Origin of the sequence: Vibrio maerlii (assembly GCF_003415655.1) — a bacterium.
In the GTDB taxonomy this organism is placed as follows: Bacteria; Pseudomonadota; Gammaproteobacteria; order Enterobacterales; family Vibrionaceae; genus Vibrio; species Vibrio maerlii.
The window spans coordinates 31274-52246 of sequence record NZ_QRHC01000013.1 but is presented as its reverse complement, the minus strand read 5'-3'; the positions used below and the strand labels follow the sequence as shown (position 1 = coordinate 52246).

Annotated in this window: 17 protein-coding genes; 12 read left to right on the top strand and 5 right to left on the bottom strand. The window is 46.0% G+C overall.

Annotation, left to right across the window (positions count from 1 at the left end):
* Positions 1–78: 78 nt before the first annotated feature.
* Positions 79–969, top strand: a complete 891-nt coding sequence (gene metF / locus DPF91_RS18785) for a methylenetetrahydrofolate reductase (protein WP_117235983.1) — start codon at positions 79–81, stop codon at positions 967–969.
* Positions 970–1059: 90 nt separating this feature from the next.
* Here the strand turns inward: metF and DPF91_RS18780 are convergent, their stop codons facing one another.
* The 3 genes from DPF91_RS18780 to argE all read right to left on the bottom strand — a co-directional run bounded on the left by DPF91_RS18780 (position 1060) and on the right by argE (position 5993).
* Entirely contained in the window at positions 1060–1599 is a 540-nt protein-coding gene (locus tag DPF91_RS18780; RefSeq protein WP_117235982.1) for a PadR family transcriptional regulator, read from the bottom strand.
* A gap of 395 nt (positions 1600–1994) precedes the next feature.
* The gene (ppc, locus tag DPF91_RS18775) at positions 1995–4625 is read right to left on the bottom strand and encodes a phosphoenolpyruvate carboxylase (RefSeq protein WP_117235981.1); all 2631 of its coding nucleotides are present in this window, start codon (positions 4623–4625) and stop codon (positions 1995–1997) included.
* Between the two features lie 228 nt (positions 4626–4853).
* Positions 4854–5993, bottom strand: coding sequence for an acetylornithine deacetylase (gene argE / locus DPF91_RS18770; RefSeq protein WP_117235980.1), 1140 nt, complete (start codon positions 5991–5993; stop codon positions 4854–4856).
* A 143-nt stretch (positions 5994–6136) separates the two neighbouring features.
* Here argE and argC point away from each other — a divergent pair, with 143 nt between their 5' ends.
* The 5 genes from argC to DPF91_RS18745 all read left to right on the top strand — a co-directional run bounded on the left by argC (position 6137) and on the right by DPF91_RS18745 (position 11864).
* Positions 6137–7138 (top strand): N-acetyl-gamma-glutamyl-phosphate reductase, encoded by a 1002-nt coding sequence (gene argC / locus DPF91_RS18765; protein ID WP_117235979.1) that lies wholly within the window; start codon positions 6137–6139, stop codon positions 7136–7138.
* A gap of 11 nt (positions 7139–7149) precedes the next feature.
* The gene (argB, locus tag DPF91_RS18760; protein WP_117235978.1) at positions 7150–7941 is read left to right on the top strand and encodes an acetylglutamate kinase; all 792 of its coding nucleotides are present in this window, start codon (positions 7150–7152) and stop codon (positions 7939–7941) included.
* Positions 7942–8063: 122 nt separating this feature from the next.
* Positions 8064–9275 carry an argininosuccinate synthase gene (locus DPF91_RS18755; RefSeq protein WP_117235977.1) on the top strand — a complete coding sequence of 404 codons (1212 nt, stop codon included), beginning with the start codon at positions 8064–8066 and terminating at the stop codon, positions 9273–9275.
* 261 nt (positions 9276–9536) lie between these two features.
* Positions 9537–11411 (top strand): argininosuccinate lyase, encoded by a 1875-nt coding sequence (gene argH, locus DPF91_RS18750; RefSeq protein WP_117235976.1) that lies wholly within the window; start codon positions 9537–9539, stop codon positions 11409–11411.
* A 210-nt stretch (positions 11412–11621) separates the two neighbouring features.
* Complete coding sequence (locus tag DPF91_RS18745) at positions 11622–11864, top strand: DUF3624 domain-containing protein (RefSeq protein ID WP_117235975.1); 243 nt, start codon at positions 11622–11624, stop codon at positions 11862–11864.
* Positions 11865–11931: 67 nt separating this feature from the next.
* Here the strand turns inward: DPF91_RS18745 and DPF91_RS18740 are convergent, their stop codons facing one another.
* On the bottom strand, positions 11932–12669 hold the full coding sequence (locus tag DPF91_RS18740) for a glutathione peroxidase (protein WP_117236036.1): 738 nt from the start codon (positions 12667–12669) through the stop codon (positions 11932–11934).
* Positions 12670–12833: 164 nt separating this feature from the next.
* On the opposite strand from DPF91_RS18740, the gene oxyR reads away from it, so the two are divergent.
* On the top strand, positions 12834–13721 hold the full coding sequence (oxyR, locus tag DPF91_RS18735) for a DNA-binding transcriptional regulator OxyR (protein ID WP_117235974.1): 888 nt from the start codon (positions 12834–12836) through the stop codon (positions 13719–13721).
* Positions 13722–13795: 74 nt separating this feature from the next.
* Here oxyR and DPF91_RS18730 read toward each other — a convergent pair whose 3' ends face one another.
* Positions 13796–16333 (bottom strand): penicillin-binding protein 1A, encoded by a 2538-nt coding sequence (locus tag DPF91_RS18730; protein WP_117235973.1) that lies wholly within the window; start codon positions 16331–16333, stop codon positions 13796–13798.
* Positions 16334–16528: 195 nt separating this feature from the next.
* Here DPF91_RS18730 and pilM point away from each other — a divergent pair, with 195 nt between their 5' ends.
* From pilM to DPF91_RS18705, 5 genes are all read left to right on the top strand, one after another.
* Entirely contained in the window at positions 16529–17527 is a 999-nt protein-coding gene (pilM, locus tag DPF91_RS18725; RefSeq protein ID WP_117235972.1) for a type IV pilus assembly protein PilM, read from the top strand.
* On the top strand, positions 17517–18092 hold the full coding sequence (locus DPF91_RS18720) for a PilN domain-containing protein (RefSeq protein ID WP_117235971.1): 576 nt from the start codon (positions 17517–17519) through the stop codon (positions 18090–18092). Before pilM ends, DPF91_RS18720 begins: the two co-directional genes overlap by 11 nt.
* Positions 18085–18672 carry a type IV pilus inner membrane component PilO gene (locus DPF91_RS18715; protein ID WP_117235970.1) on the top strand — a complete coding sequence of 196 codons (588 nt, stop codon included), beginning with the start codon at positions 18085–18087 and terminating at the stop codon, positions 18670–18672. The genes DPF91_RS18720 and DPF91_RS18715 overlap by 8 nt, the downstream gene beginning before the upstream one ends.
* A 10-nt stretch (positions 18673–18682) precedes the next feature.
* Positions 18683–19174, top strand: coding sequence for a pilus assembly protein PilP (locus DPF91_RS18710; RefSeq protein ID WP_241033859.1), 492 nt, complete (start codon positions 18683–18685; stop codon positions 19172–19174).
* Between the two features lie 80 nt (positions 19175–19254).
* The gene (locus tag DPF91_RS18705; protein WP_117236035.1) at positions 19255–20916 is read left to right on the top strand and encodes a type IV pilus secretin PilQ; all 1662 of its coding nucleotides are present in this window, start codon (positions 19255–19257) and stop codon (positions 20914–20916) included.
* Positions 20917–20973 lie beyond the last annotated feature (57 nt).

Genomic DNA, 20973 nt, shown 5'->3' with positions numbered 1-20973 from the left:
AGACGTCCAAACGTCGTTCTAAGGAATTTAGATTTTTGGCGATTCGTAGAGAAGGGATCGTTATTTAGGGAGAGAGTTATGGGATACACACACGCAAGCCATATTGATGCGCTAAACCAGAACATTGCTGAGTTGTCAGACAACATTAACGTATCATTTGAGTTTTTTCCACCAAGCAGTGAGAAGATGGAAGAGACGCTGTGGAATTCTGTACACCGCCTAAAAACGCTTCAACCTAAGTTTGTTTCGGTAACTTATGGTGCAAACTCAGGTGAGCGTGATAGAACACACTCAATTATCAAAGAGATCAAAGATCAAACCGGTTTAGTAGCCGCGCCACACCTAACTTGTATCGATGCTTCTCGTGAAGAACTGATTCAAATTGCCGATGACTATTGGGAAAATGGCATCAAGAGTATCGTAGCACTGCGTGGTGACATTCCACCGGGTGGCGGTGCACCTGAGATGTACGCATCGGATCTAGTCGAGCTTTTGAAAGCTCGCCATGACTTTGATATCTCGGTTGCGGCTTTTCCTGAGGTTCACCCAGAAGCGAAGAGTGCGCAGTCTGATCTGCTTAACCTGAAGCGCAAAGTCGATGCGGGCGCAAACCGTGCAATCACTCAGTTCTTTTTTGATGTAGAAAGCTACCTTCGTTTTCGTGACCGCAGTGTTGCGGCTGGTATTGATGTTGAGATTGTTCCGGGTATCCTGCCGGTTTCAAATTTTAAGCAGGCTTCACGCTTTGCGGCAATGAACAACGTTAAGGTGCCAGGTTGGATGGCGAAGCAGTTTGAAGGCCTGGATGATGACCCTACAACCCGTCAGTTAGTTGGTGCGAGCCAGGCGATTGATATGGTGCGAATCCTGAGCCGAGAAGGGGTGAAAGACTTCCACTTCTATACATTAAACCGTGCGGAAATGACCTACGCGTTATGTCATACATTGGGTGTGCGTCCTCAGGTTTAATGAGTAGCCAAATATCGACAGATTGAGCGAGTGCAAAAAAGGCTGAAATCGTAAGATTTCAGCCTTTCGTTTATTCATGAGAGTTGGTCATTAATGACCCGCTTGTAGCTCGTCTAAGACTTCTTCTGCCCAATCAATCCACGCTTGGCGTGTTAAAAGGTTACGGCGGAGTGTTAGGCGCTCAAGTCGCATCTGCTTGCTGAGTGATGCCGCATCAGCGTAGTGTGTTGCTTCGATCTCTTTGTAGTGAGTGATTAGCAGCTTAGACTCTTCAACCAATTCAGATAGTTGGAATTGGAAAGGGTTAGAAGCTTGAATGTTACATGCCATCAATTTAGCAGAGAACTCATCACGAACTGTTGGGTGAACCATCGGTTGTTCAAACCAATCACCTAACGCTGCACGGCCTGCGTCGGTAATAGAATAAACCTTACGGTCTGGTTTACCATCTTGTGGCTGGAGTTCGCATGTTACCATTTCATTCTGAGCCATTTTATTTAGCTCGCGGTAAACCTGCTGGTGGCTTGCTTTCCAGAAGTACCCAATACTTGCAGAAAACTCTTTAGTAATGTCGTATCCGGTTGCGTCGCGTGTACTTAGTACTGTGAGAATTACGTGTGGTAATGACATGTCTTCAATCCAAAATAAATGAAATCTAGCTACTTAAGCGTCAACCTTACTTCTGTTGGTAAGGGATATAGTGCTGCGCGTAAGCAGTACTCTATAGCGATTTGCTACAAGAGTAATGTCACCTTGGTAAGCCGTTGTCACAAGTTCAACTGAGGTTTCGCTCTTCGTCTTTAGCGCCTTTCTTGATGGCAACTTGTGTCATCAGCGTCATTATTTTTTTACGAGTTTGCTTGAGCGGCTGCGTAGTATATCTAAATAATAAGCATAAAGTAGAATACAATCCGCATTTTGCAATAAAAAGTGACAAATTACTCAGTAATTACTTGCTGGCAAAATAAAAGGGTCGCTAGTTGCGACCCTTTGTTCCTTGCATGGAGTTTTTCACTAGTTCCTGGTTAGCCCGTGTTGCGCATACCTGCAGCAATACCAGCGATAGTCACCATCAATGCTTCTTCTAGCTCTGGTTGTGACTCTTCAGACTGACGAGTTCGGTATAGTAGCTCCGCTTGAAGCATGTTCAATGGCTCTACGTAGATGTTACGTAGGCGAATTGATTCAAGGCCCCATGGGTCTGCTTGCATCAAGTTCTCGTGGTTATCCACGTTAAGAACCGTTTTAATGTCTTTTTGCAGCTGCTCACGCAGGCGATCACCCAGTGATACAAGCTCAGGCTCTGCTAAACGTTCATCGTAGTAACGAGAGATCTCTAGGTTACACTTCGAGTAAACCATCTCAAGCATACCTAAGCGAGTTGAGAAGAACGGCCATTCACGACACATCTCTTCAAGTAACGCTTGGTGGCCTTGGTCGACAGAGTACTGAATCGCTTCGCCAGCCCCTAACCAAGCTGGAAGTACTAGGCGGTTTTGACTCCATGAGAAGATCCATGGAATCGCACGCAAGCTTTCTACGCCGCCGTTTGGGTTACGTTTTGCAGGACGTGAACCTAGAGGTAGTTTACCTAGCTCTAGTTCTGGTGTTGCTTGACGGAAGTAAGGAACGAAATCTGCTTCACCACGCACAACACCACGGTATGCATCGCAAGAAACCTGTGATAGCACTTCCATTAGGTCACGCCATGCTTGTTTTGGCTCTGGAGGTGGAAGAAGGTTCGCTTCTAGGATTGCACTTGCATACATGTTGAAGCTGTTTACGGCAACCTCTGGCAGGCCAAGCTTAAAGCGAATCATCTCACCTTGTTCAGTTACGCGAAGACCGCCTTTCAAGCTGCGAGGTGGTTGAGACAATAGCGCCGCATGTGCAGGAGCACCACCACGACCAACAGTACCGCCACGACCGTGGAATAGAGTTAGCTCAATGCCTTCTTCTTCCGATACTTTAACGAGTTTGTCCATTGCATCATATTGAGCCCAGCCCGCAGCCATTACGCCAGCATCTTTTGCTGAGTCAGAATAACCGATCATCACCATTTGGTGGTTTTGAATAAAGCCACGGTAAAGGTCGATGCCCATTAGTTGCTTGATAACTGCTTCAGAGTTGTTCAAATCGTCCAGAGTTTCGAATAGTGGACAAACGTCTAGGCGGTAAGGACAACCTGCTTCTTGAAGCAGTAGGTGTACAGCAAGTACGTCTGATGCAGTTCGTGCCATAGAGATAACATATGCACCAAAGGCTTCACGAGGTTGAGAAGCAATAATACGACAAGTATCAATGACTTCTTGTACTTCTGGAGATGGTTGCCAGTCGCGAGGAAGCAGTGGGCGTTTTGAGCTAAGCTCGTTAGTCAGGAATGCGACCTTGTCTTGCTCAGACCATTGATCGTAGTCACCAATGCCTAGGTAACGAGTCAGTTCAGATAGTGCATCTGAGTGACGAGTACTTTCTTGACGGATATCTAGGCGAACTAGGTGGATTCCAAAAGCTTTTACGCGGCGCAGTGTATCGAGTAGTGAGCCATCTGCAATGACGCCCATGCCACCCTCGTGCAGCGATTGGTAACATGCATACAGCGGTTCCCAAAGTTGCTCTACTTTTTGTAGCGGTGCTTTAACTGAAAGCGCTTGGCCTTCAAGCTTAGTCTCCAGGATCTCTACTGTTGCGCTTAGCAACTGACGCAGGTCTTTCAGGATTGCACGGTATGGTTCATGTGAGTCTTCGCCTGCTAGCTCTCGCACCTGGTCGTTACACTGAGTCATTGAAAGCTCACTAATGAGCTCGTTGATGTCGTTCAGGTACAACTCAGCTGCTTTTGAGCGAGATAGTAGCATCACTTCACGAGTGATTTTGTGCGTTACAAATGGGTTACCATCTCGGTCGCCACCCATCCAAGATGAGAAGTGAACTGGGCGTGCATCAATTGGCAGGCCTTCACCTAGGTAGCCTTCAATACGCTCATCCATTTCACGCAAGAATTCTGGTACTGCTTCCCATAGAGAGTTCTCAACAACCGCAAAGCCCCATTTAGCTTCATCTAGAGGAGTAGGGCGCTGCTTACGGATAACATCCGAGTGCCAGCTTTGGGCGATCAATTGCTCAAGGCGGCGTTCTGTCTTGTGGCGTTCTTTATAGGAAAGGTCGCTTAGCTCCAGCTTAGATAGACACTCGTTGATTTTCACCAGTTTGTTAATCATGGTGCGACGAGTGATTTCTGTTGGGTGAGCGGTTAGTACGAGCTCGATGTTCAGTTCACGAACGGCTTGAGCAGCGTCTAACTTGCTGATGTTGTTTTGAGAAAGCTTAGAGAAAAGGTGGTTTAGGGCGTCTGGTTCGCAGACTTGTTCTTCACAATGGCGAGAGATAGTGTGGTACTGCTCAGCCATGTTCGTGAGGTTTAGAAATTGGTTGAATGCGCGAGCAACTGGGGTGAGTTGTTCGTTTGGCAGGTTTTTGATCTCTTCGATCAGTGCTTGTCTATCTTCAGCACTCCCTGCTCCTGACTTTGAAAGCTTACGAATGGTTTCCACTTTATCTAAAATAGCGTCACCATGTGCATCCTTGATGGTGTTACCCAGTAAGCGTCCAAGCATGCTTACATTGCTTTTTAAAGCGGAGTATTTCTCATTCATTTCGTCCTGCCTCGTAAAAAAATTACATCCAATGTTCTTTGTTAGCTAGACAATCTAGCGAAAACTTTGGCTGTTAGTCAAATAAAGCCTCAATAGTTTTCAATGATTCGGTCAATAGGTGGTGCGCAATCGTTGCATTGGCGCAGGGGTACTCAATCTGAAATTAAATTACAAAAAAGGGTGGCGAACAGACAAAGCTCATGTATCGACACCCTTTATGAAGTTTCATTAGAAACAGTACTGATACATTGCTTGAGAGAGTACCTTGATGGTTGGGTCGATGAAATCGAAGCTCAGGAACTCATCGGGTTGGTGTGCTTGATCAATTGAGCCAGGGCCAAGAACCAATGTTGGGCAAAGCTGTTGTAAGAAGGGCGCTTCGGTACAGTAGTTTACGGTTTCTGATTTAGTCTCACAGATGGTTTCAACACCATGAATAAAGGGATGGTCATGCTCACATTCGTAGCCTGGAATCGGCTCATGCAGTGGTGTGATCGAGAGTCGGCCTGGCCATTTGGCTTCAACCTCTTTCAGTGCGTCCTTTAACAGATTGTCTAGTCCATCGAGGCTAATACCTGGTAGTGGACGAACATCGTAATGCAGTTCACAGCAGCCACAGATTCGGTTTGCGCTATCTCCGCCGTGAATATGGCCTAGGTTTAGGGTTGGGCTCGGAATGGCAAAGCCAGGGTGATGGTATTCTTTGATCAAGCGATCACGCAGTTGCATCATAGCGAACAACACTTCATGCATGATCTCAATCGCATTCACGCCGAGTGCAGGGTCAGAAGAGTGGCCAGACTTACCGGTTACGCGAATGGCATTGGCCACATGACCCTTGTGTCCACGAATAGGTACTAGGCTTGTTGGTTCCCCGATAATACAGTAGTCCGGTTTAAACGGCGCATTGTCGGTGAAGTGACGTGCCCCAAGCATAGTCGTCTCTTCATCACAGGTAGCCAAGATATAGAGGGGTTTAGTTTGTTTACTCCAGTCTACCTTTTTTACCGCTTCAATAATAAACGCAAAGAAACCTTTCATATCAGCGGTGCCAAGGCCATAGAAGCGGTTGTTGTGTTCTGTCAAAGCGTGTGGGTCGAAGTTCCAGCGGCCTTCATCGTAAGGTACGGTGTCAGAGTGTCCCGCAAGTAGTAGACCCCCTTCGCCACTACCCCGTTTGGCAATAAGGTTGTGTTTACCCGGTTCGACTTCAATGACTTCAACTTTAAACTGCATATCTCGCAGCCAAGTGGCGAGCTTTTCAATCACCTTTGCGTTGCCTTCATCCCATGAGGAATCCGTTGAGCTAATTGAAGAGGTAGAAATCAGTCCACCATAGATATCGAGAAATTTTGGTACTTGCTGCATAGGATCTTCACTTTTCCAGTTGACAGAGTTCACATAACACGGTAAAACACATACTAAATCATTTTTAGTGAATAAAAAATCACTTTAAAGCGAAGTTAAGTATATTTTTAGTCATTGGTTATAAGTTGGTTTAGGTGGGTGTGATGTTGAAGACAGCGATTATCGGAGCAAGCGGCTATACAGGAGCAGAGCTCGCTCTCATGGTAGAGAAACACCCACACCTCAAGCTAGCAGGTTTGTACGTTTCCGCCAACAGCGTTGATGCGAATAAGCCTATTGCTGCGCTACACGGAAAACTGGCTGGAATTATTGATGCACCGGTTCAACCTTTGGTAAATCCTGCAAAGGTAGCTCAAGAGTCGGATGTTGTCTTCCTTGCTACCGCTCATGAGGTTAGCCACGACTTAGCAGCAACCTTCATTGAACAGGACTGCCAGGTATTTGACCTATCGGGTGCGTTTCGTGTTAAAGGTGAAGACTTCTACGATACCTATTACGGTTTTACGCATCAGTTCCCGCAGTATCTTGATTCTGCTGCGTATGGCCTGGCTGAGTGGAATGAAGACGCGATCAAAGAAGCGCAACTTGTGGCCGTCGCCGGTTGTTACCCGACCGCATCACAATTGGCACTAAAACCACTTGTTGAAGGTAAGCTTCTAGACCCAAACCAATGGCCAGTTATTAATGCGACCAGTGGTGTAACGGGGGCAGGCCGTAAAGCAACCATGACCAATAGCTTTTGTGAGGTGAGCTTGCAGCCTTATGGTGTATTTAATCACCGTCACCAACCAGAGATCGCGACTCACTTAGGAACGGATGTGATCTTCACACCACACCTAGGTAACTTTAAGCGTGGCATTTTGGCGACGATTACCGTCAAGCTGGCACCGGGTGTGATTGAGCAAGACGTTGCTCAAGCATTTGAAACTGCTTATCTAGATAAACCTGCAGTACGCCTACTCGACACCTTGCCACGCATTCAAGACGTTGAGAATACACCCTTCTGCGATTTAGGGTGGAAGATTCAAGGTCAGCACCTGATTGTTGTTTCGGCGATCGATAACCTATTGAAAGGCGCATCGAGTCAAGCAATGCAGTGTCTGAATATTCATTACGGCTACCCAGCTTTAACCGCTCTGATTTAAGGATAACGATGATGAATAACGTAAATTCAACCCCATTAGTAGTGAAACTTGGTGGCGCAGCTTTAGAGTGCAGCGATACCTTAAGTCAACTTTTTAAAGCGGTAGCGGAGTATCAAAAAAGTGCGCAACGATCGATTGTCATCGTCCATGGCGGTGGTTACCTCGTTGATGACCTTATGAAGAAGTTGAATCTTGAAACAGTTAAAAAGGATGGTCTACGTGTCACGCCGTATGAGCAGATTCCTGTCATTGCCGGTGCACTTGCGGGCACAGCAAACAAACTGCTTCAAGGCCAAGCGATTAAAGATGGCTTAAATGCTGTAGGCCTGAGTCTGGCCGATGGCGGCTTATGTTCGGTTGAAGAGCTGAACCCAGAATTAGGTGCTGTTGGTAAAGCCACGCCAGGTAATGGCGAAGTATTGCAAGCAATTCTGGCAGCTGGTGCGATGCCGATCATCAGCTCTATCGGTTTAACGACTCAGGGGCAATTGATGAACGTCAATGCAGATCAAGCGGCAGTCGCTGTTGCTGGAGCGCTTGATGCGGATCTTGTTTTGTTGTCTGATGTTAGCGGTGTGCTAGACGGTAAAGGACACCTGATCCCATCACTAGATAAGCAGCAAGCTCAAGATCTAATCCAAGGCCAAGTGATTACCGACGGTATGATCGTTAAGGTTGAAGCGGCGCTACAAGCGGCTAATGATTTAGGCCGAGCGATAGAGGTAGCAACGTGGCGTTACCCAGAAAAATTAAACCAATTATTTGCAGGTAAGAGCATCGGAACACAGTTCTTACCTCAGTGATAGCAAGACGCTCTTCAACTATTTGAGCGCAAATTGAATCACTCAGTCAGTTTTGAATTTTAATCTATTTATTATCAATTTCCTCTGACCGCCATGTGCAGTAAGGAAACTAGGAGAACACAATGAGCAAAGTAAACGTAAATAAAGTAGTCGTAGCCTACTCTGGCGGTCTAGATACTTCAGTAATCATCCCGTGGCTAAAAGAAAACTACGATTGTGAAGTGGTCGCGTTTGTAGCCGATGTTGGTCAAGGCGCAGAAGAACTAGAAGGTATCGAGGCAAAAGCAAAGGCTTCAGGTGCATCTGAGTGCTACATTGCAGATCTAAAAGAAGAAATGGTTGCTGATTACATCTTCCCTACACTAAAAACGGGCGCTTACTATGAGGGCAAATACCTTCTAGGTACGTCGATGGCTCGTCCTATCATTGCTAAAGCGCAGGTAGAAGTGGCGCGTAAAGTGGGAGCGGATGCATTGTGTCATGGTTGTACGGGTAAGGGGAACGACCAAGTTCGTTTTGAGGGTGCATTTGCAGCGCTAGCACCAGACCTACACGTGATTGCACCTTGGCGTGAGTGGGATCTAGTTAGCCGTGAGGAGTGCTTAGACTACCTTGCTGAGCGCAACATCCCATGTACGGCATCACTGACTAAGATCTACTCTCGTGACGCAAACGCGTGGCACATCTCTACAGAAGGTGGTGTTCTTGAAGATACGTGGAATGCACCCAATGATGATTGCTGGGCATGGACTGTTGACCCTGAGCAAGCACCAAATGAATCTGAAACTGTCACGCTCAAAATTGAAAAAGGTGAAGTGGTTGCCGTTGACGGTGAAACAATGACGCCATACAACGCGTTGGTTTACCTAAACGAAAAAGGTGCGAAGCACGGTGTTGGTCGTATCGACATCGTAGAGAACCGTCTTGTGGGTATGAAATCTCGCGGTTGTTACGAAACTCCGGGTGGCACAATCATGATGGAAGCGCTGCGTGCGGTTGAGCAACTTGTGCTGGATAAAGCCTCTTTCGAGTTCCGTGAAGAGTTGGGTGTGAAGGCTTCTCACCTTGTTTATGATGGTCGTTGGTTCACGCCACTATGTAAATCAATCTTGGCTGCATCAGAAGAGCTAGCTCAAGATGTGAATGGTGAGGTAGTGGTTAAGCTGTACAAAGGCCACGCAACAGTTACTCAGAAACGTTCGGACAATAGCTTGTACTCAGAAGAGTTTGCAACCTTTGGTGAGGACGAGGTGTACGATCAAAGCCATGCTGAAGGCTTCATTCGTCTTTACTCTCTCTCGAGCCGTATCAGAGCGCTGAACAGCCAAAAATAACATTTAGGTTGTTGTAACTTAGAGACAAAATCCTTCGGAGCCCAGTTCATTGATTAGATGAATTGGGCTTCGATTTTTTGTATCGGGAGGACTATAATAATCCAATAGCAGTATTTTGAATAAATATGTAAAAATAATGAATTTATACTTTATTTATCGGCGGAAATACCGTAGATTGGAAGCATCAAAAGAATACTGACATATAATCAGAATTACCAAGTTTGAGATCACAGTGAGCACTGTGCAGTTAGGAGAGACACCATGGCATTATGGGGCGGTAGATTTACCCAAGCGGCAGATACAAGGTTTAAAGACTTTAACGATTCACTGCGCTTCGATTACCGACTAGCAGAACAAGATATTGTTGGTTCAATTGCGTGGTCTAAAGCACTGCTTTCTGTCGGTGTTCTTTCTGAGCAAGAACAGCAAAAACTAGAGCTTGCACTTAACGAGCTGAAGCTTGAGGTGATGGAAGACCCACACCAGATTCTAAGCTCAGATGCTGAAGATATTCACTCTTGGGTGGAACAAAGACTGATTGGTAAAGTCGGTGATCTAGGTAAAAAACTTCATACTGGCCGTTCTCGTAACGACCAAGTAGCAACTGACCTTAAGCTATGGTGTCGTCAGCAAGGTCATCAGCTACTTCTAGCACTTGATCGTCTGCAAAGTCAGATGGTTGAAGTCGCAAAAGCACACCAAGGTACGGTACTGCCGGGTTACACGCACTTGCAGCGTGCTCAACCGGTGACGTTTGCTCATTGGTGTTTGGCTTATGTTGAAATGTTTGAGCGTGATTACTCTCGTCTGAGTGATGCAATTAAACGCTTGGATACTTGCCCATTAGGGTCGGGTGCACTTGCAGGTACCGCGTATCCGATGGACCGTGAGCAGCTGGCTCACAACCTAGGCTTCCGCCGTGCAACACGTAACTCTTTGGATTCCGTATCGGATCGTGACCATGTGATGGAACTGATGTCGATCGCTTCTATCTCAATGCTGCACCTTTCTCGTCTTGCTGAAGATATGATTTTCTACAACTCTGGTGAATCAAACTTCATCGAGCTTGCTGACACAGTGACGTCTGGTTCGTCGCTGATGCCACAGAAAAAGAACCCAGATGCGCTAGAACTTATCCGTGGTAAAACCGGGCGCGTGTATGGTTCTCTTGCTGGCATGATGATGACAGTAAAAGCTCTGCCATTGGCATACAACAAAGACATGCAAGAAGACAAAGAAGGGCTGTTTGATGCTCTTGATACTTGGAACGATTGTATGGAAATGGCGGCACTGTGCTTTGATGGCATCAAGGTGAACGGTGAGCGTACTCTAGAGGCGGCTAAGCAAGGCTACGCCAACGCAACTGAGTTAGCGGATTACCTAGTAGCGAAAGATATTCCATTCCGTGAAGCACACCATATCGTAGGTGTTGCTGTTGTCGGTGCGATTGCCAAAGGCTGTGCCCTAGAAGAGCTATCAATTACAGAGCTAAAAGAGTTCTCTGACGTGATTGAAGAAGATGTCTACGACATTCTGACGATTGAATCTTGTCTCGAGAAACGTAGCGCTCTGGGTGGCGTATCTCCTAAGCAGGTTGCTTTTGCTGTCGACCAAGCAGAGCAGCGTTTGTCTCAGCGTGATGCCTCTAAAGTGAATGTTCGTCCTGCACGTCTGACCGATGTGGAAGAGCTCGAGGGTATGGTCGCGTACTGGGCTAACCTTGGTGAGAACCTACCACGATCTCGTAATGAACTGGTTCGCGATATCGGCTCGTTCGCTGTCTCTGAACACCATGGTGAAGTCACGGGGTGCGCATCGCTGTATGTTTACGACTCAGGCTTGGCAGAGATTCGTTCACTAGGTATTGAAGCTGGTTGGCAAGGACAAGGTCATGGTACCGCGATTGTTCAGCACCTAGTAGAGAAGGCTCGTCAGATGGCAATCAAGAAAGTGTTTGTACTGACTCGCACACCAGAGTTCTTTATGAATCACGACTTCAATCCAACATCTAAGAGCTTGCTGCCTGAGAAGGTGCTTAAGGATTGCGATCAGTGTCCACGTCAGCATGCATGTGATGAGGTTGCGCTAGAGATCAATCTTGTAGAGAAAGTAATTGCAAAGGTCAATGTTGCATAACTGATTGAAAGTAAAAGCATCGACAAAATATTTTAAAAATCGTCGATTTGTTTTGAACCTTTTAGAAAGAGCAAGGTCTACATAAATACCACTGCTTTTTCTTAGAAGAATCTAAGAAGGCCCCAATATCGGATTTGATGTTGGGGCTTTTTTCTGTCTGCTATCCGCCTCTCTGTTATCATGGTTCATTGTTAATTATTGGTTGCTCCCATGTCTTGCCCATACTGTCAGTCAAATTGGTTCTGGAAAAAAATAGGCCGCTGTAAGCGCTGCATGATTCAGTTGTTTGTACTGAGCGTTTTGGGGTGGGGGAGTTGGTGGTTATTGTTTGCTGATAACCCAAAGAGTGTGGAGGCGGTTGCATTGCTGCTGTTGTCGGTCGCTTGTAACAGCTTGCTCGCTTTGCATCTTATTAAAATGGTATGGTTAAGAATGATAAAAGGGACGCAGTAGCGTCCCTTTGAAATCTTTGCTCTATGAGAGATAATTCTAGCTCTCTAGCTCTCTAGCTCTCTAGCTCTTATGCCTTCTCTGCTAGGTAAACATCTAGCTCTTCGCTGCCACCGATGTGCTTACCACCGATAAAGACTTGAGGCACGGTTGAACGACCAGAAATCGCGCGCAGACTTACTGTTGTCGCATCCTTACCAAGAACTACTTCTTCATAGTTTAGACCGTGGTCGATTAACGCTTGTTTTGCTTTCATACAGAATGGGCAACCCGGTTTAGAGAATACGGTGATTGACTCTTGTTCTTTGTGCTCAGGTGCGATGTACTCAAGCATCGTATCTGCGTCAGAAACCTTGAACGGGTCGCCTGGCTCGTTTGGCTCAATGAACATTTTCTCTACAACACCGTTTTTCACTAGCATGCTGTAGCGCCATGAGCGTTTACCAAAGCCTAGGTCATTTTTCTCAACAAGCATGCCCATGCCGTCAGTGAAGTCACCGTTGCCATCTGGAATGAAGGTGATGTTTTCTGCTTCTTGGTCTGCTTTCCATGCGTTCATAACGAAGGTGTCATTAACTGAAACACACAGAATGTCATCAACGCCATGTTCTTTGAATACTGAGAACAGCTCGTTGTAACGAGGTAGGTGAGTGGATGAACATGTTGGTGTGAATGCACCCGGTAAGCTGAATAGGATAACCGTTTTATCCTTGAATAACTCATCAGTTGTTACGTTAACCCATGCGTCACCCTGACGAGTAGGGAAAGTAACTTGAGGGACATTTTGACCTTCTTTAGATGCAAACATGATGTTTTCCTTATCAATTTTAAAATTCTTCATAGGGAGCGTATCAGTTTTTTCCGTCCCGTTTCGTTCTGTTGAGCCCATTATTATAAAATTCCTTTGATAGTTACAATCGTATGATGCTATTGTTTTGATAGTTAATTTCTATCGTAATAATGAGTGAAGTGATGAATATTCGAGACTTTGAATACTTGGTCGCACTGGCAGAGCATAAGCATTTTCGTAAAGCGGCTGAGGCTTGCTTTGTTAGCCAACCAACCCTGAGCGGTCAGATCCGAAAACTGGAAGATGAGATTGGCACTCAGCTCACTGAGCGCAGTCCTCGAAAGGTGATTTTTACCGAATCTGGTTTGCAGCTGGTTGAGCAGGCGAAGCGTATTCTCACCGAAGTGAAAGCATTTAAAGATATGGCGAGTGGTCATGCCGGTGACATGGTGGGGCCAATGCATATTGGTTTTATTCCTACGGTAGGTCCGTACCTACTGCCGCGCATTGTACCGGAATTGAAACAGCAGTTTCCTGACCTCGAGCTTTACCTACACGAGGCGCAGACGCACCAACTCGTGAAGCAACTCGAAGATGGAAAGCTCGATTGCTTGATCTTGGCAGCCGTAACAGAAACTGAGCAGTTTAAGGAGATCGATATTTATGATGAACCACTCAGTGTCGCTGTACCCTGTGACCATGAATGGGCTCAGCTTAAAGAGTTCGATATGCTCGACCTTAACGGTCATACCGTGCTCTCTTTAGGTGACGGACACTGCTTGCGTGATCAGGCATTAGGTTTTTGTTTTGCCGCTGGTGCAAAAGATGATGAGCGCTTCAAAGCAACGAGCCTTGAAACACTACGTAACATGGTGGCTGCTGGTAGTGGCATTACTTTGCTCCCAGAGCTATCGCTGCCAAAAGAGCGCACCAAAGATGGTGTTTGTTATGTACCTGCAGTAAACCCAACCCCATCGCGTAAGATCGTGTTGGCATACCGTCCTGGTTCACCATTACGTGGGCGGTTTGAACAACTGGCTCAGTTAGTCAAAGAGCAGCTAGAGGGTTAATTCAACGTTTAAATAACACCCGCTAAAAAGCCTTCGTAATGAAGGCTTTTTCGGTTGAGTCGAGTTATGGGAAGTTAGAATAATTCTTCCGAACCTTCCCCTGATTCGCCACCACTGACCTCAAAGATGTTGTGTGAGACAGAGTCTGACACGTAATCTTTTGGCTCAGTGCCACGTAAGAAGTATTCGAACATGGTATCGCTGTTAGACTTCTGAGTTAGAAGACCCGTTTCACGGTCGATACGAACACGCACGATATCTTTTGGTGCCACTTTACGTTCTGCTGGTACGTTCTCCAGTGCGACTGCCATAAAGTCAACCCATGCTGGTTGTGCTGTTTTTGCACCGGCTTCACCACCACTGATTTGGTTTTTACCTAGGTTAGAGTTAACTTTGGTTTTACCGAGCTTGCGTGATGGGTTATCAAAGCCAACCCAAGTCGTTGCAACAATGCCAGGTCCGTAGCCGCTATACCATGCGTCTTGAGAATCATTGGTTGTACCGGTTTTACCGCCCACATCACGACGTTTTAATGTCTGTGCACGCCAACCCGTACCATTCCATCCCGTGCCTTTTGACCAGTTACCACCACCCCAAACGTTGCTGTATAGCATTTCACGTACAAGGAAGGCGGTCTGCTCTGAAATCACTTGAGGCGCATAGTTTGGCTCTTCACTCGTCACGTCTTGCTCGTTGAACTCATTGGCAAGCTCATCGTTAACTATAGTGCAGTCTTCACGACAGATAGTTGTTGGGCTTGCCTCAAACTCAAGTTCACCAAATGGTGTTTCAACGTGCTCAATGTAGAAAGGTTCTACGTAGTAGCCGCCATTGGCAAATACCGAGAAACCCTGTGCCATTTTCACTGGTGTTAAGCTACCCGCACCAAGGGCGATGGTTTCTGAACGAGGCAGGTCTTTCATCTCAAAACCGAAGCGAGTCAGGTAGTCTCGAGTCTCATCAAGACCAACCTCACGCAGTACACGTACTGCCATTACGTTCTTCGACTGAGCAAGACCAATACGCAGACGGGTTGGACCGATATACGTCGGTGGTGAGTTCTTAGGGCGCCATGCTGTGCCTTGACTCTGATCCCACTGGTTAATTGGCGCATCGTTGATAAGAGAGGCTAGAGTTAAGCCTTTATCAATCGCTGCAGAGTAGACGAATGGTTTGATACTTGAACCAACCTGACGGACAGACTGTGTCGCTCGGTTGAACTTGTTGTGAACGAAGTTAAAGCCACCCACTAGAGATAGAACTGCACCGTTATCAGGGTTCATGGCAACAAAAGCCGTGTTCGCATTCGGGACTTGGCTAAGTTGGTACTGAACCATAGTAATGGCTACTTGACCTTCTTCTAGCGGCACCTTCATTTCACGAACCCAGACTTGTTCACCCGCTGTCAGCACATCTTTAGCGCTCTTAGGCGCTGCTCCTTGACGGTCATCGGTAATGAATTTACGAGCCCACTTAATACCATCCCAGTTTAGGGTATGTTCACCTTTACGCTTGATCTGAACTTGAGCGGTTTTCCCCTCAACGCTAAGAACTACAGCAGGAATCAACTTACCATAAGTAGGTTGCTTACGTAGGAAACTGTCGATCTCATCGGTTGATAGCGGAGCTGCACCCTCAGCCCATACTTCAGATTCTGCACCACGATAGCCATGACGCTCGTCGTACGAAAGTAAATTATTGATCGCTGATTCTGTCGCTGCTTCTTGCAGTTTTGAGTCGACGGTTGTGTAGATTTTCATACCCGACTCGTAAGCAGCATCTCCGTAACGCTCAACCATCCATGCACGTGCAAGCTCAGCTACATAAGGTGCACTTAGCTCAATCTCTGCACCGTGGTATTTTGAAATGATCTCTTCGTCACGAGCTGCTTGGTATTCTTCTTGGGTAATGTACTTTTCATCGAGCATACGCAAAAGGACGATGTTACGACGGCTTGTCGCACGATCTTTTGAGTAGATTGGGTTCATCGTTGAAGGGGCTTTTGGTAGGCCTGCGAGCGTCGCGATCTCACTCAAAGAAAGCTGATCCAGCTCTTTACCAAAGTAAACTTGCGCTGCAGCACCAAAGCCATAAGAACGATAGCCTAGGAAGATCTTGTTGATGTATAGCTCAAGGATCTCTTCTTTCGTTAGCAGTTGTTCAATGTGAACCGCGATGAAGATCTCTTTGATTTTACGCATGATCTTCTTCTCATTCGATAGGAAGAAGTTTCGTGCTAGCTGTTGAGTAATCGTACTTGCACCCTGTTTAGCACTACCTGATGCAACAACTGTGATTGCAGCGCGAGTAATACCGATTGGGTCAAAGCCGAAATGATCGTAGTAACGACTATCTTCGGTTGCAATGAGTGCATCAATCAGCTCTTGAGGGATCTCATCGATGGATTTTGGTACGCGACGCTTTTCACCGAAGTGAGCGATAAGCTTACCGTCTTGGCTGTACACCTCCATTGGTGTTTGCAGCTGTACGTCTCTCAGTGTGGCTACATCTGGTAGCTCTGGTTTTACGTAAAAGTAAAAGCCAAATATTGTGCTCACTCCAAGAATGATGCAAATCAATGAAAATATAAACAGTCGCTTTATGAACTTCACCGGATATTCCCTGATTGGTTGAGGCTGTCTTGATACAAACCCTAGTACTCTTGGCTAAAAGTTTTGGCTTGTTGTTATTTGGGTCATGCGTAATCCATCAGAACACGCTGTCAATTAAGCATATTTCATTATTTACGCTTATTTAGCCCGCAATAACAACCTTTCTCGGCAAGATAATTGTTTGGAGTTACTTGAATGGGTAGATCTTTAGTTACTGGTATCGACATCGGCCATAGCAGCATAAAAGCTGTGGTATTAAAACAAGCAGGCGAGTCGTATGTGTTGGTCAGCTACAAGGAGCTTCCCATATCGCAGCGAATCTTCGCAGAAAACCATACGGTCGATCATCAAGAAACTGTAAAAAAACTGAAAGAGCTAAAAAAGTCACTGCCGTTATTCCGTCGCAATATCGCACTTGCCGTTCCCGATAGTGTCGTTATGAGCAAGTTCATACAAATCGATGCCGAGCTAGAAGAAAGGGAGCAAGAGTTTGCTATTTATCAAGCGTTTGCTCATCAATCTCCCTTTCCAATAGAAGACCTTAATCTTGATTTTGTAAAGGTCGATGAAGCGGTAAATACACATAGTCGCACTGCGACCTATCAAGTTTATGCCACCAAAAAGAACGTCGTGGAGTCACGCGTCGATGCTGCTAGTGAGGCTGGATTGACTCCGGTGCTAATCGACATACAAGCCCACGGCTTACTGCAGGTTTGCCAGAGAATGGTACAGCGACACCCTGAGCAAGTTAACTGGTTGATATTAGATATTGGCTATAGCCAAACCTTCTTATGTGGCATTCAAGCTCAAACTCCATTTTCAAAAGACTTCCCTATGGGTACCAAACAATGTTTGCAGCAAGGTAACGAACACGATTTCGATGTCGGCACCAGCAATACCTTTATTGACGATCTCATCGACAGGTTGAGACGCGCTATCCAAATGCATGGCTCGGTGAACGAGCAGAGCATTCAAGGGATTTGGTTATCGGGAGGTGGTGCAAAACTTCCCAATTTGGCGAAGGCATTGCGCCGAAAACTGTTAGTGCAATGTGAAATCTTGAACCCATTTGAAGACTTGGTTAACAACCCTTCGTCTGCTGTTGGCAATGGGCATGATGGACATCGCTTTAGCACGGCGATGGGCTTAGCAATATCAGGTCTAGAGTGGCTGGAGTCTTCCCATGTTGCATAGAATCAATTTAATGGCATGGCGAGATCAACAACGATGCGAGCACAGAAAGCGCTTTGTTCAGCTTTTAATCTTGGGATTAATAGTCGGTATTGGTCTGCAATGGGTGGGAAGCTTATACATTCAGAGCCAGCAACAAGTACAGCAAGCTCGAATCAGCTATTTGGACAAACATATTGCTGAACTCGACAATCGGCTCGATTCTCTAGCGCAAGCAAAAGAGGATCGAGCTTCAGTTATTGCTCGCTTGGCGGTAGTGGAAAGACTGCAAATGGGGCGTAGTAAAACCACTGAGTTGATGAACCTCATACCACAGTTAATTCCGCAAGGTGTGTATGTCGACAAGATGACTATGGCTGGAAGTCAGTTAGAAATTGCTGGCATTAGTGATAGCACTGCAAGGCTTGCCACTATGTTGGATAACCTTGAACGCTCTCCTTGGTTATCTAGTGTCGAGATGCATTCTATCGTTCATAACAAAGAGCGCTTTGGTAAAACATTTCAAACCTTCCGTGTTTCGTTCTTGTTTACTCCTTCCTTAAATCTCGCGGAGGAAAGTGATGGTTGATCTTCAAGAACTCGATCTCGATGAAATTACTGAATGGCCATTAGTAGCCCAGTCTATTTTGGTGGTGTTACTCGTGCTGGTTATTCAAGGGGTTGGTGCTTGGTTTTATCTCAAGCCACAAGTTGCTGGCTTGGAAGCTCTCAAACAAAAGGAAGGGACGCTCAAATCCACCATTATTACCAAAACCAATCAAGTTGCAGCATTACCTAAATTACAGGCTCAACTGGATGAGTTGAATAGTCGCTATGATTTGTTGCTTAAACAGCTTCCGATGGAGAAAGAGTTGGCAAGTATGCTTGCTTCAGTCAATGAACATGGAATTGAAAACAACCTGACCTTCACTCGGATTGATTGGGGAGATAAGCAGGAACAAGACTTCCTATACCGATTGCCGTTAAACATCGAACTCACGGGTGATTATTACAATATCGGAGATTTTTCTGAGGCGATTGCTCGATCGCCACGCATTATAAATCTTGATGATGCTTCGTGGCACCGAGTAAGCCAAGAGAGTAGTAGCCTGCATTTTCATGTTAAAGCCTATACCTACCAGTTTAAGCCGGAGGCAGAGAGTGACTAGAAAGTATGTAATGCCCCTTTCGCTCCTGCTAATCGGTTGCCAAGCCAATCAAGAATCATTGGAAACGTTTGTTCAGCAGACTGAACACCAGGCGCGAAGTAAGGCCGAGCCACTGCCGAATCAACGGGAGTTTCTACCACAAGAATACATCCAGTATTCATCACGAAACCCTTTTCAGCTGCCTGTTGAAGCCTTAGTACAGAATCAGCCAGAGGCCAAGAATGATTGTTGGCAACCTAGTCAGCGGGGGCAGGCTAATGAGTTAGAAAAGTATTCTTTGAAGACTTTAAAACTCAAAGGTTCAATAGCGAGTGGAGGCGTGATGTCAGGGTTGGTTGAAACCCCAAGCGGCACGGTTATACAGGTTGAGGTCGGACAATACATTGGCCTCAACCACGGCAGGATCATCAAGGTTGATAAAGACTACCTAACACTAAAAGAAACAATACCCGATGGATTGGGGTGCTGGCAGCAAAGAGACGTCAGGCTGGCGCTGCGATAGTTCGCAAGTCCAGATAATCAAGACACACAACAACAGGAATAATATCAAGGATGAAATGGATCGCACGACTATCACTGGGGATGTGGTTAATTATGTTGCCATCGTATGTGCTGAGTGAAGAGAATGGCTCAAATAGACTGGAGAGTATCGATTTTAGGGTTAATGAGCACAAAGAAGCGGTCGTGATTGTAGAGCTTGCCAAGCTGGCTGCTGTAGTTGATGTGCAAAAGGTGCAGGGTGGATTAGTGGTAGAGCTGATGCAGACCGAAGTCGCGGATGAGTCGCTCTACCTTATTGATGTGACCGACTTTTCTACTCAAGTTAGTCATATAGAGGTCTTCCGAGACACTCTCGGCACTCGTTTACAGATTTCGATAAAGGGAGGCTACCAGTATGACTATGTCCTTAAAGGGAAGTTTTTAGAGCTCACCATCATTCAGGAAAAAGGTACACCAGCGCATTTGCAGAGTATTGAGCGAAAAGAGGGTAAGCGAATCTCTATCAACTTTCAGGACATTCCTGTACGTAATGTTCTACAGTTGATTGCCGATTACAACGATTTCAATTTAGTGGTTTCAGATTCGGTCACTGGTAACTTGACGCTCAGATTGGATGGCGTGCCATGGCCACAAGTTCTGGATATCATTTTACAAGTCAAAGGCCTTGATAAGCGAGTTGATGGCAGCGTGGTACTGATCGCTCCCCGAGATGAGTTTAACAAGCAAGAGCAAAAGGCATTAGAGAGGGCACGACTGGCTGAAGAGCTGGGTAACTTGAAATCAGAACTTATCAAGATTCATTTTGCTAAGGCATCGGATATTGCCGATATGATTACTGGTGATGGAGAGGCTTCGATGTTATCAGAGCGAGGTTCATTGACGGTCGATGAACGAACTAACGCTCTGCTTGTTAGGGAGTTAGAAGAGAACATCGAGGTAATTAAGAGCATTGTTACATCGTTAGACATCCCTGTTAAACAGGTACAGATAGAAGCTCGTATCGTCACAGTGAACGAGGGGGATATTGAAGAGCTTGGAGTACGTTGGGGGTTTACAAGTACCAATGGCAGTCATACTGCTGGTGGTTCGATTGAAAGCAATCTTGCACAGATTGGTTTGTATAACGGTGGAGGTGCTGGCTTAGGGATTGATGAGTTCTTGAATGTAAACCTTGGGGCGACAAATCCTAATGCGTCAAGTATCGCCTTTCAGGTAGCGAAGCTAGGCTCTGATACCTTACTTGATTTGGAACTCTCGGCACTTCAGAGCGAGAATCGGGCTGAAATCATATCGAGCCCTCGTCTTATTACCACTAACAAAAAACCTGCATATATTGAGCAGGGGACAGAAATCCCTTATTTGGAGTCATCATCAAGTGGAGCAACCTCGGTGTCATTCAAGAAAGCAGTGCTTAGTTTAAAAGTGACGCCACAAATCACGCCTGATAACCGACTGGTACTCGACCTGAGCGTGACACAAGATAAAGTAGGCCAAGCTGTTAAAACCGGTATTGGTGAAGCGGTCTCAATAGATACTCAGAGGATAGGCACACAGGTTTTAGTTAACAATGGTGAAACAGTGGTACTAGGTGGCATTTTCCAACATAACATTACCAATACCACCGATAAAGTCCCGTTATTGGGGGATCTCCCGTACCTAGGGCACCTTTTTAAACGCACTTATGAAAGCGTTGGCAAGAGTGAGTTGCTGATTTTTGTCACCCCAAAAGTCGTTCTACAGTAAAAACCATTTGCATTAGTAGCACCTAACCTAGATAATTTCGGGTCTTATCACGAATTA